Source organism: Butyrivibrio sp. AE3009, assembly GCF_000420845.1.
GTDB lineage: Bacteria > Bacillota > Clostridia > Lachnospirales > Lachnospiraceae > Butyrivibrio.
This window is the reverse complement of the sequence record NZ_ATVS01000001.1, coordinates 152,986-165,469: the sequence shown is the minus strand read 5'-3', so window position 1 is coordinate 165,469 and position 12,484 is coordinate 152,986. Positions and strand designations below refer to the sequence as shown.

At 46.9% G+C, this 12,484-nt stretch carries 10 protein-coding genes; 8 read left to right on the top strand and 2 right to left on the bottom strand.

The window, feature by feature from the left end; genetic code table 11:
- Window positions 1-48 precede the first annotated feature (48 nt).
- Together G588_RS0100665 and G588_RS0100660 are read right to left on the bottom strand one after the other, a co-directional pair.
- Window positions 49-807: a ParA family protein gene (locus G588_RS0100665; RefSeq protein ID WP_022776826.1), complete on the bottom strand. Its 759-nt coding sequence runs from the start codon at window positions 805-807 to the stop codon at window positions 49-51.
- Between the two features lie 12 nt (window positions 808-819).
- Complete coding sequence (locus G588_RS0100660; protein WP_022776825.1) at window positions 820-1,074, bottom strand: DUF6465 family protein; 255 nt, start codon at window positions 1,072-1,074, stop codon at window positions 820-822.
- A gap of 110 nt (window positions 1,075-1,184) precedes the next feature.
- Here G588_RS0100660 and G588_RS0100655 point away from each other — a divergent pair, with 110 nt between their 5' ends.
- From G588_RS0100655 to surE, 8 genes are all read left to right on the top strand, one after another.
- Window positions 1,185-2,681: a glycosyltransferase gene (locus G588_RS0100655; RefSeq protein ID WP_022776824.1), complete on the top strand. Its 1,497-nt coding sequence runs from the start codon at window positions 1,185-1,187 to the stop codon at window positions 2,679-2,681.
- Window positions 2,662-4,386 carry a glycoside hydrolase family 13 protein gene (locus G588_RS0100650; RefSeq protein ID WP_022776823.1) on the top strand — a complete coding sequence of 575 codons (1,725 nt, stop codon included), beginning with the start codon at window positions 2,662-2,664 and terminating at the stop codon, window positions 4,384-4,386. Before G588_RS0100655 ends, G588_RS0100650 begins: the two co-directional genes overlap by 20 nt.
- A 9-nt stretch (window positions 4,387-4,395) precedes the next feature.
- On the top strand, window positions 4,396-6,471 hold the full coding sequence (locus G588_RS0100645; protein WP_022776822.1) for an oxidoreductase: 2,076 nt from the start codon (window positions 4,396-4,398) through the stop codon (window positions 6,469-6,471).
- Window positions 6,472-6,482: 11 nt separating this feature from the next.
- A complete protein-coding gene (locus G588_RS18605; RefSeq protein WP_022776821.1) occupies window positions 6,483-7,349 on the top strand; it encodes an SDR family NAD(P)-dependent oxidoreductase in 867 nt (288 codons plus the stop codon).
- A gap of 18 nt (window positions 7,350-7,367) precedes the next feature.
- Complete coding sequence (locus G588_RS22315) at window positions 7,368-8,513, top strand: tocopherol cyclase family protein (RefSeq protein ID WP_022776820.1); 1,146 nt, start codon at window positions 7,368-7,370, stop codon at window positions 8,511-8,513.
- A 13-nt stretch (window positions 8,514-8,526) separates the two neighbouring features.
- Window positions 8,527-9,933 (top strand): aldehyde dehydrogenase family protein, encoded by a 1,407-nt coding sequence (locus G588_RS0100630; RefSeq protein ID WP_022776819.1) that lies wholly within the window; start codon window positions 8,527-8,529, stop codon window positions 9,931-9,933.
- A gap of 63 nt (window positions 9,934-9,996) precedes the next feature.
- A complete protein-coding gene (locus G588_RS0100625) occupies window positions 9,997-11,640 on the top strand; it encodes a SulP family inorganic anion transporter (RefSeq protein ID WP_022776818.1) in 1,644 nt (547 codons plus the stop codon).
- A gap of 35 nt (window positions 11,641-11,675) precedes the next feature.
- Window positions 11,676-12,392, top strand: coding sequence for a 5'/3'-nucleotidase SurE (gene surE, locus G588_RS0100620; protein WP_022776817.1), 717 nt, complete (start codon window positions 11,676-11,678; stop codon window positions 12,390-12,392).
- Window positions 12,393-12,484 lie beyond the last annotated feature (92 nt).

The following is a 12,484-nucleotide window of genomic DNA, read 5'->3' as shown; positions in this document are numbered from 1 at the left end:
GAGTCAGCAAGAACCGTCCCCATTGACTCACAACCGTCCTTCTATACATTATCTCTTCATCAATTCCTTCGAGAACTCCACATAATCCAGACAAGTATTACATTTCGGAGCATAGTCTATAAGGAGCTTTTTCTGTTCCTGCGCCTCTTTGGTCTTAACACATTCCCTTATGACAGTTTTGAACAGTTTGGTATTCATCTGCTTGGCAACTGCCTCGATATTATCTCTTGTTTCACGCTCGAGATTGGAGCGGCCTGAATATCTAACAAGGAGAAGTCCTGCGATTGACAGGTCTCTGTTCTGTCTGCGCTTGACAGCCATGATGGTGTCATAGAGCTGCTGAATGCCTTGCATGGAATAGGCATCTGCAGTTACGGGGATGATAACCTTATCTGCTGCGATAAGGCAGTTGTAGAGAATGATATTAAGTGACGGAGCTGTGTCTATCACTATGTATTTGTAGTCATCAAGTCCTTCAAGGGCATCCTTAAGTCTGTAGAATCCCTCAACGTCGCCGTCCAGCATCTTCTCTGCCTTAACAAGAAGCGGGTCGGAGGCTACGATGTCGCCGTTGTCTGTGTGCTGGATCGCTTCCGCAATTGGAAGCTTGTCTGAGTCAATTATTACGTCATAGAGTGTTGCCACATCCTCCACTTTGGCTTCGTAGGTGCTGGTGCTGTTGCCCTGAGGATCAGCATCGATTAGAAGTGTTTTAGCCTTCTTCCCCAGAATTCCGGCAAGATTGGTTGCGGTGGTACTTTTGCCGATACCGCCTTTCTGATTAGCTACAACAAAAACTGTTGCCATATTTCCCCCTCCTTAAAAATCAACGCTTCCGTTAGTCTGTCCGTTGATGACATAGAACACCTTCTGCTCCTCGGGCTTGATATACATATCAACCTTTTCAAAATCGGAGTCCTTAAGGCCTTTGGACAGTGCGTCCTGTTTGATCAGCTGCAATAGTTCATCGGTTTTACGTTCTTTTTCTCTAAACTGAACTACAATTGTTTTCTGAGCTGTTGCAAAGCCGCCGGTAAGTTCATTTGCTCGTTCAACACTTTGTTTTCTGGCCATTTTTTTATCTCCCCTCTTGTGTGATTGTACATTACAATACAATATTTTAGCACAATTTTGCTAAAACATGACATAATAGTATATAGGTGAAACCCAAATGGAGGAATTGTATGAATATTGTTCTTTTAAATGATTCTTTTCCGCCTGTTATAGACGGAGTTGCGAATGTTGTAATGAACTACGGAAGGGTCCTCACAGGACAGCTCAATGAAAATGTCGTTGTGGGAACTCCAAGATATCCGGATGGTAAATATGAGGGCTATCCCTATAGAGTTATTTCTTATCCAAGCTTTGACACAACGGATTTCGTGAACGGTTATCGAACCGGCAATCCCTTATCCATAAGAGAAGTAGCGCAGCTGGCTGAATTTGAGCCGGACATCATCCATACTCACTGCCCTGCGGCTTCCTGCATTATGGCCAGGATATTAAGAAAACAGACCGGAGCGCCCATTGTTTTTACCTATCACACCAAGTTCGATGTGGATATAGCAAGAGCGGTGGGAGAGGGCTTTCTTAAGCAGGAGACCATTAAGACCATGGTCAGCAATATAGAAGCCTGCGATGAAGTCTGGGTTGTATCGGAAGGCGCTGGCGAGAACCTTCGCTCACTGGGCTATCAGGGCGATTATATCGTTATGAATAACGGCGTGGACTTCCCTAAGGGAAGAGCAGATGAAACTCTGGTAAAAGAGACTACCAAGGATTTTGATCTTCCGGAAGGGGTTCCTGTATTTCTCTTCGTCGGAAGACTTATGAAATACAAGGGACTTCCAATAATTGTGGACGCCATGAAGATCCTTTCGGAGAATAACTTCGATTATCGCTGTGTATTTGTGGGAGGCGGCGCAGATGCTGCACAGATGCAGCAGAGGGTAAGAGACTACGGCATTGCCCTTGATGTTGTGGATGGTGGCGCAATCAATCACACAGAGGGAAAAGAGGGCATGAAGGGCCGTATTATTTTTACCGGCCCGGAGCATGACAGGGAGAAGCTCCGTGCCTGGAATACAAGGGCGAACCTTTTTATTTTCCCTTCGGTATATGACACCAACGGAATCGTTGTAAGAGAAGCCGCAGCCTGCGGTCTTGGCAGCGTCCTTATCAAGGGTTCCTGTGCAGCTGAGGGTGTCACCCATGACAGAAACGGTCTTCTTATCGAAGAAAATGCCCAGTCTATGGCGGAGCTTCTGTTAAGCGCCGGCAAGGACCTGGATCACCTCCATGACATAGGGCAGCATGCCATGGATGAGATCTACATCTCCTGGGAGGAAGCAGTACATACAGCTCATGACAGATACAGAGTTCTCTATGAGAAGTCCATGAGAGGCGAGTTCGGCCACAGGAAACATCAGAGTCTTGAGTATCTGTACAAGTCCGCGGGAATTGTTCTTGACGGAACCGAGATGATATTCAATGCTCCCAGGGTCTTCTATGAGGGCATGAGAGAGAACTTCGAGGAACTTGAAACTGTCATGGAGGAGCGCAGGGAGCAGCTCTCAGACCGCTTCGAGAAACTAAAGAGCGATATAGCAGAGGATTTTGAAACCATTAGCGATGACATTTCTGAGATGAGGAAAAAAATCGGTGGACAATCAAAAGACTGATACAAAGGTCCCTCATAAGGACTGGTACAAGGAGATGAGCTTCTATCAGATCTGGATCCGCAGCTTTGCCGACGGAAACGGAGACGGGATAGGAGATCTCATCGGAGTATATGAGAAACTGGAATATATTAAGAGCCTTGGGGTAGACGGAATCTGGTTCTCACCTATCTATCCGTCTCCAAATGCGGACTTTGGCTATGATATATCGGATTATAGGGATATTCACCCGGACTACGGAACCCTTGAAGACTTCAAGAGAGTGCTTCACAGAGCCCATAAGCTTGGCCTTAAGGTCATAATGGATCTGGTGGTGAACCACACCTCCGACGAGCACAGGTGGTTTCTGGAGAGCCGCAAGGGCAAGGACAACCCCTACAGCGACTACTACATCTGGCGCGATGAGCCCAATAACTGGGACTCTCTCTTTGAGGGCAAGGCCTGGGAATACGATGATGTACGAAAACAGTATTATTTACATATTTTTGCCAAGAAGCAGCCCGACCTTAACATGGATAATCCCAAGGTGAGGGAGGAGGTTAAGGGCATCATGCGCTTCTGGCTGGACATGGGAGTGGACGGCTTCAGAGAGGACGTCATCAATTTCATATCCAAAAAAGAGGGACTTCCCGATGCACTTCCTTTCCTTCCCGCAGCCAAGGGTATGTCCCACTACAAGGACGGTCCTCACATCCATGAATATATGGCGGAGTTTCGCAAGGTCTGCGAGGAATACGACTGCTTCCAGCTGGGGGAAGGTCCCATGACCAATATCAAATCCGCCAGAAAATATCTGACAGGCCCCACCAAGTCATTGGATATGATGTTCTCTTTTGACCATATGATGGCGGACTGCATGTTCACTGAATATCTGCACAGGCCGTTTTCTCTTGTGAAGCTCAAAAAAGCTTTTTCCAAGTGGCAGTATGCCCTGGCAGAGGATGGCTGGAACGCCCTGTATCTGGAAAATCACGATCATCCTAGGATCATTAGCAGGTACGGAAGCCACCATTTCTGGAGAGAGAGCGGAACTATGCTGGCTGTGAGCTACCTGTTCCAGAGGGGAACTCCTTTTATCTATCAGGGGCAGGAAATCGGAATGACCAATATCCGCCTGGATTCCATAGATAAGTATGTGGATGTATCTTCCAAGAATAATTATTACTCCTATCATCTCAAGGAGGACCCGGAGCGAAGGCTTCACAGGATACATTTATCCAGCAGGGACTCCGCAAGAACTCCCATGCAGTGGGATGGCAGCGAGAATGCAGGATTTAGTAAGGCAAGGCCCTGGTTCTATGTAAATCCCAATTATAAAAAGGTCAATGTTGCCACTGAGGAGGCTGATGAATACAGTATCCTTAATTTCTACAGGAAGTGTCTGAAGCTAAGGAAGAGCTCGCAGACTCTTTTGTACGGAAGATATAAGGAATATAACCATAAGGATAAGAATATCTATATGTATGAGAGAGCCCTGGAGGGAGAGGTGTACCTGATCGTGTGCTCATTCTCACACTTCCCGGTGAAACTCCATCTTCCGGATAAGTACCTGAAACGCAGGAAAAAGCTGATACTGTGCAACTACCCAAGAAAGAGTGACAGGCTGCGTGAGAACAGATTGCAGCTTATCAGGGATGATTTAAATCTGCTTGAAGCAAGGCATGGACTACTGAGACCTTATGAGGCGAGAATGTATAGGATTATTTAGGGGGGGATAATGTACGATCTTTTGTTTAGTCCGATGAATATCGGAACCATGACCGTTAAGAACCGAATTGTTATGACCGCTGCAGAGTTTAGTCTGGGAGAGCCCAGTGGCAAGGTCACAGATACTTTGTCCGATTATTATGAAGAAAGAGCCAAGGGAGGAGTCGGACTGATAATTCCCGGAATCTGCAGAGTAAATGACATGGCAGGCGCGGCAACCTATACTCAGCTTGCCATGAGTCATGACTATCATATTGAACCCATGAGAAGGATGGCGGACAAGATCCACAGCCATGGTGCCAAGCTGGCAATCCAGCTCCATCATGCGGGAAGGCAGGGGCTTGCCAGTTCCATCAATTCACTTCCCATGGTCATTCCCGTTGCCGAGAAGGTTCCGGGATTCATGAAGCTGATGTACAAATGCACTCCTATTCTTCTTGGTATGGAGGAAAAGGGCATTTGTTTTTCCGTGCAGGCACCCTCTAAGTGCCCTAAGGCTCCCCATGGCGCTGCAAGACTCCATGAGATGAGCATTAAGGAAATTCACGACCTTATCCGTGATTTCATTGACGCAGCTGAGCGGTGCAAAAGGGCAGGCGTTGACGCAGTTGAGCTTCACGGAGCCCACGGATATCTGATACAACAGTTTTTATCCCCTTATACAAATTTAAGAACAGATGAATATGGCGGAAGTTTCGATAAGCGTATGCGCTTTCTTGAGGAAATCGTCACAGGTATTAAGAAGCGCTGCGGTAAGGACTATCCCTTGATCGTAAGGCTCTCCGTAGATGAGATGTATGCCCGGATAGGTAAGCCGCAGCTTGGCTATAATCTTGAGGATGGCAAAAGAATCGCAAGGCGCCTGGAAGAACTGGACGTAGATGCAATAAATGTATCCAGCGCAAATTATGACGTGTATAACTGCTGGCTCGAGCCTACAACCTATGAGCCGGGATGGAGAAAGTATCTTGCCAAGGCTATCAGGGAAACGGTCAGCATACCCGTGATCGCGGCCAATGTCATCAGAGAGCCGGATCAGGCTGAGAGGCAGATTCGGGAAGGATATCAGGATTTTGTGGCGTCAGCCAGAACCTTTATCTGTGATCCCCACTGGGCTAATAAGGCGCAAAACGGCCATCCCGAGGATATTCAAAGGTGCATTGGCTGCCTTAACTGTATCCGCTCCTTCATGACCAATGCGGGCAAAGGACTCCCCGGTGAGTGTGCTCTTAACATGAGCATAGCAAATGAAAGAGCCTACTACAGCATGCCTAAGGACAAAGCCGGCAGTACAGCTATTGTGGTGGGAGCAGGCCCCGCAGGCCTTACTGCGGGCAAGACGCTTGCCATGAGAGGCTACGAAGTAGAACTTTTTGAAAAAGAGAACAAAGCCGGAGGGCAGGTTATCGCTGCATCTTCGGGAATAAATAAGGAGCGCCTGTACTGGTGCATAGAGGACCTTCTGACAGCAGTTCGTAAGCAGGGCGTCAAGGTTAAACTCGGAAAAGAAATATCTGCACAGGAAATCGCAGAGAGAAAGCCTGATGTGGTATTCATCGCATCGGGCGGCAGACCTCTTTTACCCAAATCCATACCCGGAATTGACGGAAAGAATGTGGTGTCCGCTGTGGATGTGCTTCTTGGGAAGAGAACAATAGAAAACAGCAATGTGATAATTGCAGGCTCCGGAATGACCGGCCTTGAGACCTGCGAAGTCCTATGCGATAAAGGAAATAAAGTGATCGTGGTTGAAATGGCAGATGCGCTTGCTCCGGGAACCTGGTTCCAGCTGGTGGATGATGCCATGGAAAGGCTACAAGGCAAAAAAGCCAAATTTATGACCGGAACTAAGCTTCTTTCTGTGGATGAGGAAGGAGTTCTTTTAGAGAAGGTACGAAGCGGAAAACAGAAAAAGATAAAGGCGAATGTAGTGGTGAATGCTCTTGGAGTGTCACCTGTAGATAGTTTGTATAAGGAACTGTCGGAGTTTGGCTTGGTGAATGTATATAAAGTCGGAGACTCAAATACATCGGGAACCATAGCCCATGCCTGCCATGATGCTTATGACACAGTTATGAGATTATAAGGGGGATAACAATGAACAGAATTAGTCCTGTATCAAAGCGAAGAATCAAAAACAAGATTAAGCTTATCAGAGGTAAGAATATCGTAATTACCGGCGCTTCCAGCGGCATTGGCAAAGAGCTTCTGGACAGGCTCTCGGCTGCGGCAAACCATAACAGAATTTTTGCCACGTCAAGAACCGTTGAAAAGCTCACAGGCTATGGCAAGAACGTGCATCTTTTTAACTGCGACGTTAGTACCAAAGAGGGAGTAGATGCCTTTATGGAGAAGGCCCAGAGCATTCTGGGGAAGATTGACATACTTATCGCCAATGCAGGAGCCCCTTATTATGAGAAGTTTGATTACGTTAACTGGGACCGCATTCAGAACATTTTTAACCTGAATACTATTTCGCCTATTTATACATATACCAAGTACCTGGAGCACTTAAAGGGGAGGCCTGGACACATGGTATTTACAATTTCCGCCATGGGTGAGATGGCGATTCCGGGCTATACACTGTATGCCGCTACGAAATTTGCCATGAAGGGCTTCCAGGAGGCAGTAAGACTGGAAGCGCCGAAGAATCTGAAACTCACGGCTGTTTACCCTGTCTCCACAGCCACCAATTTCTTTGTGGTTGGCGGCGACGGCATCGATGTTGGTCAGCCTTTCCCTCTGCAGAAGGTTGATATTGTGGCAGAGCGTATGATTGACGGCATTGCTGAGGCTAAGAAGCATATTTATCCCTGCAAGATTTTCCTGCCCTCCAAGCTGCTTATGGATGTCCTGCCTCCTGTAAAGAGCTTCTACTGGGGCATGGAGAAAAAGAGGCTCAAGAGGTTCCTTGAGAAAAAGGCGGCTCTTGACCTGAAACTTGCGGAAAAGCTTGGAAAGTAAGCGGGGGAGGAAATAACAGTGGCAAATATTCATGATATTACAAGAGATGAGTGGATGCTCCGCGGACCCTTGGCCGAAAAAGGGTACGACTGGTGGTGGCATTCGATGACTGCGGAAAATGAGAAGACCGGCGAAAAGAAGGCTTTTTACGTTGAGTTTTTTACCTGTAATCCGGGCCTTGCCAAGGACGAGCCCGTGATTGTCTGGAACGATCCGGAGAAACAAAAGAAGGGAATAAGACCCTCCTATCTTATGGTAAATGCAGGCTTCTGGGGTGAAGACCACGGCCAGCTCCACAGATTCTTTTCCATATGGGATACGGATATTCAGCCGGATGCGCCTTATAGCATCAAGGCAGCAGACTGCATGTGCAGTGAGACTCACTCTGAGGGAAGTATTGATGTGAGCGCCGCCGACGCCGCTGCGCATCCTGAGTGGATGAGTGATGCCGGTTCCATGAGCTGGAACTTTGATATCAAAAAAGAAATCGCATTTCATGTGGGCTATGGCGCCAACAAGTTCTTCAGAACCATCAATGCCTTTGAGATGTTCTGGCACGCAGAGGGCATGAAGACGGTATTTGAAGGCGAGATCATTTTAAACGGCGTTAAATACCTGCTTAAGCCTGAGACCTGTAATGGCTATTCCGACAAGAACTGGGGCGGAGATTTTACCAGTCCCTGGGTATGGCTGTCATCAAATAATCTCACCAGCAGAATCACCGGCAAGAAGCTGCAAAACAGCGTCTTTGAGATAGGCGGAGGAAGACCCAAAATCTTTTTCCTTGCCCTTAACAGAAAGCTCCTGGGAGAGTTCTGTTATGAGGGAGAGGACTATGAGTTTAACTTCTCCAAGTTCTGGACTCTGTCAAGGACGCTCTTTAAGTGCTGGGAAACCGAGGATGAAATCCGCTGGCACGTGGTTCAGATTACCAAGGATGCCAAACTGGACACCAGAATTAAGTGCAAGAAAAAAGATATGCTTAATATCAGATATGAAGCTCCTACGGGCTATAAGAGACACAACAGGCTCTGGAACGGCGGCACAGGAACAGGAATCTTAAGGCTCTACAAGCGCTCATTGTTTGGCCTTAAGGAAGAACTGATAGATGAGATTTACGCGGAGGGTGTTGGCTGCGAGTACGGCGAATACTGCGATCCGTGATGAGGGAAATACAATGTATAGCGAAGACAGAATCAGACAGATAGTAGATAAGCAAAGGGGATTTTTTTATACGGGAAAAACACTGGATATCGGCTTTCGTATAAGGCAGCTGAAAGCGCTTAAAAGAGCGATGCTGACCTATCAGAAGGATTTGGAAAAGGCCCTTGGAGAGGATCTTGGAAGGGACCCGCTGGAAGCTTATTTTTGTGATGTGGCGACGGTTGTGATGGAAGCCAATGAGATGATAAGGGGGCTGGAAAAATGGGCAAGGCCCGAGACTCATTTTAGTGGCATCCACTGCTTTCCAAGCATAATAACCAAGGTATACAAGATGCCCTATGGCGTCAGTCTTATAATCAGTCCCTTCAATTTCCCGATCATCCTGTCCTTTGGGGTGCTGGTGGCCAGCATTGCAGGCGGAAATACCGCAGTTATCAAGTGCAGTTCCAAATCTCCTGCTTGTACTGCAGTTATGAAGGAACTGATTGCCAAGACTTTTCCTGAAAAGTATGTGACTGTGATAGACGGTGGGCATGACGTTGCTGATATGTGTCTGTCTCAGCGCTTTGACAAGATTTTTTACACTGGATCTCCCAAGGTTGGCGTACATGTTCTTGAGATGGCAGCTAAGAATCTTACTTCCACAGCCCTTGAGCTTGGGGGTGAGACCGGCAACTGGTGCATAATAAGGGCAGATGCGGATCTTAAGGATGCGGCCAGGAAGATAGCATTTTTTAAGGCTCTGAACGCAGGACAGATCTGCATCAATATCAATCAGATAGCAGTGGCAGAGGAGGTCGTAGGAGATTTCCTTAAGGAGTTGATGAGAGCCTTTAACCGTCAGATTGGTGAGGATCCGGTTAACAACCCTGAGTATCCGCACTTAATTAATGAGGGCGCTTACAAAAAGTGCGCAGATCTGGCAGACAAATACAGGGATAAGATCGTGTTCGGCGGAAAAGGTGATGATAAGACTCTGAAGTTTGCGCCTACAATTCTGTATCCTATCGATGCCGATGATCCTATCGTGCAAAAGGAGCTGTTCTGTCCGCTGCTTCCGATCGTTACCTTCAGGGATAAAGAGGTAGGCAGGATTCTTGATGTGATAAGGAGAAGAGAGCACAGCCTCGCCATGTACATTTTTACCGGAAACGTTAATTGGGCCAAAAGAGTAATGCAGACCATGCAATATGGCGGGGGCTGCATAAATGAAGTATGCCTTCACATGATGGTCAAGGGGGTTCCGCTTAACGGTGTCGGGCATTCCGGGATGGGAGCATATCACGGAAAATGGGGTTTTATGGAGTTTACACATCCGACAACCGTACTGTTCGGATCAAACAGATTAAATATGCCCACAAGAGAACATCCTTACAACAAGTGGTGGAAGGAAGCCATGATAAAACTTGTTGAAAAATAAAGAGAAGGCGACTATAATTTTCTGTGGCTTTTTTTCAAAAAACGTTTGGAGAATGAGGAGATTATGGAAAACGAAAGATTGAAACCCATGTTGTTTACAGCATTGAAGGGTTATAACGGCAAGCAGTTCGCCAGCGACCTTGTTGCAGGTATCATCGTTGCAATCATTGCCCTGCCCCTTTCAATTGCTCTTGCCCTTGCATCGGGCGTAGGACCTCAGGAAGGTCTGTATACCGCCATTGTTGCGGGCTTTATCATTTCCTTCCTTGGAGGAAGCAGAGTACAGATTGCAGGTCCCACAGCGGCTTTTGCAACTATAGTTGCAGGAATCGTTGCAACCAAGGGAATGGAAGGTCTTGCTCTTGCAACTATCTTTGCCGGAATACTGCTGATACTTATGGGCGTATTCAAGCTCGGATCACTTATCAAGTTTATTCCTTATACCATTACAACAGGCTTTACTGCAGGAATCGCAGTTACAATCGCTATCGGACAGATAAAGGATTTCTGCGGACTTACATATCCTGCGGGAACAACTACCGTTGAGACTGTTGAAAAGGTTGAGGCTGTTGTCAAAAACATTTCTACGATCAATTATCAGGCAGTTATAGTAGGTCTTATCTGCCTTGTTATTCAGATCATCTGGCCCAAGATCAGCCAGAAGATCCCCGGATCACTTATTGCTGTTATTGTAGGTATCCTTATGGTGAAGTTCCTTAATATGAACGTTAACACCATCGGAGATCTGTATGAGATTTCAGGAAAACTTCCTACACCTCATATGCCTTCTTTTGATTTCAGAACCCTGAGATCAATCGCAGGAGACGGCTTTACAATCGCTATCCTTGCTGCAATTGAGTCACTTCTGTCATGTGTGGTTGCTGACAGTATGATCGATTCCAAGCACAGATCCAACATGGAGCTTGTTGCTCAGGGTGTTGGTAATATCGGTTCAGCGCTCTTTGGCGGTATTCCTGCCACAGGCGCTATTGCCAGAACAGCAGCAAACATCAAGAACGGCGGAAGAACCCCTATCGCAGGTATGATCCACGCTGTATGCCTTGTACTGGTACTTGTGGTTCTCATGCCTCTGGCAGCACTTATTCCCATGCCTACCATTGCTGCAATCCTCTTTATGGTTGCTTATAACATGTGCCAGTGGAGGACCTTTGTTCATCTTTGCAAAACAGCACCTAAGAGCGATATAATCGTTCTTGTTGTTACCTTTGTACTTACAATCGTATTTGACCTTGTTGTTGCTATCGAGGTTGGTATGGTTCTTGCATGCCTCCTTTTCATGAAGAGAATGAGCGAGGAGTCAAGAGTTCGCGGATGGAAGTACTACGATCCCGAGGATGATCCCGACGGAACGGAGCTTAAGAATATTCCCAAGCACGTGCGTGTATATGAGATCAGCGGTCCTATGTTCTTCGGCGACGCAGAGCAGATTGCAGAGATCAGCTTCAAGGATTTCACAAGAGCACTGGTTATACGTATGCGTGGTGTGCCTGCTATTGACGCAACCGCAATGCATTCTTTTGAACAGCTCTACGACAGATGCAAAAAGCATAACGTACAGCTTGTGTTCTCACATGTTAACGAGCAGCCCATGAATACCATGGAGAAGGACGGCTTTGTAGACCTCGTTGGAAGAGAGAACTTCCAGCCTCATATAAATGATGCTCTTAAGAGAGCTGCAGAGATCTAATCCCGATTTTTTACTGAAATATAAGGAGATATTTAATGCCCAGAAAGATACTGATTACAAATGACGACGGAATACATGCAGACGGACTTGTACGCCTTGCAAGGTGTGCCAAAGAGTTCGGAGAGGTCTGGGTTGTGGCTCCTGACGGGGAGAGAAGTGCTGCTTCTCACAGCATAACCCTGCGGCATGAGATAGAGATAAGGCCCTATGAGTTTGATGTTCCCGGTGTGCAGGCCTTTGCCTGCAGCGGACAGCCCGCAGATTGTATAAGAGTCGGCAGCATTGCGGTAATGCCTGAGAAACCGGATCTTGTAATGACCGGCATCAACAATGGCTACAACGTTGCATCGGATATTCAGTATTCCGCGACGGCAGCTTCCGCCTTCGAGGGCGAATTCCAGGGATGCCTGTCCATTGCTTTTTCCGAAGGATATAACGGCTGCCATGAAGTAACCGAGAGATATCTCAAAGAGATCATGGCAGATCTTATAGAAAAAGAGCATATTCAGGGATGCATCTACAATGTCAATTTCCCCGGATGTCCCTTGTCTGAATGCAAGGGTGTTCTCTATGACAGAAAGGTATCCGGGAAGGCCTTCTATGATGACGGCTACAAGCTGGTAAAAGAGGAGAACGGCTCCAGATTCTACATGGTTGACGGCATCTATCATCCCTCAACTGAGGAGGGTACGGACTACGGCGCAGTGATCGACAAATATGTTTCGGTTGGCGCTGTAAGGAATATAAGTTAATGCAATTTAGTCAATATTACTAAACGGTTGATTGAACTGATTTTTACGCAGGGACTTCGAAAAAACATCGAGGTGCCTGCGTTTTTTTACTT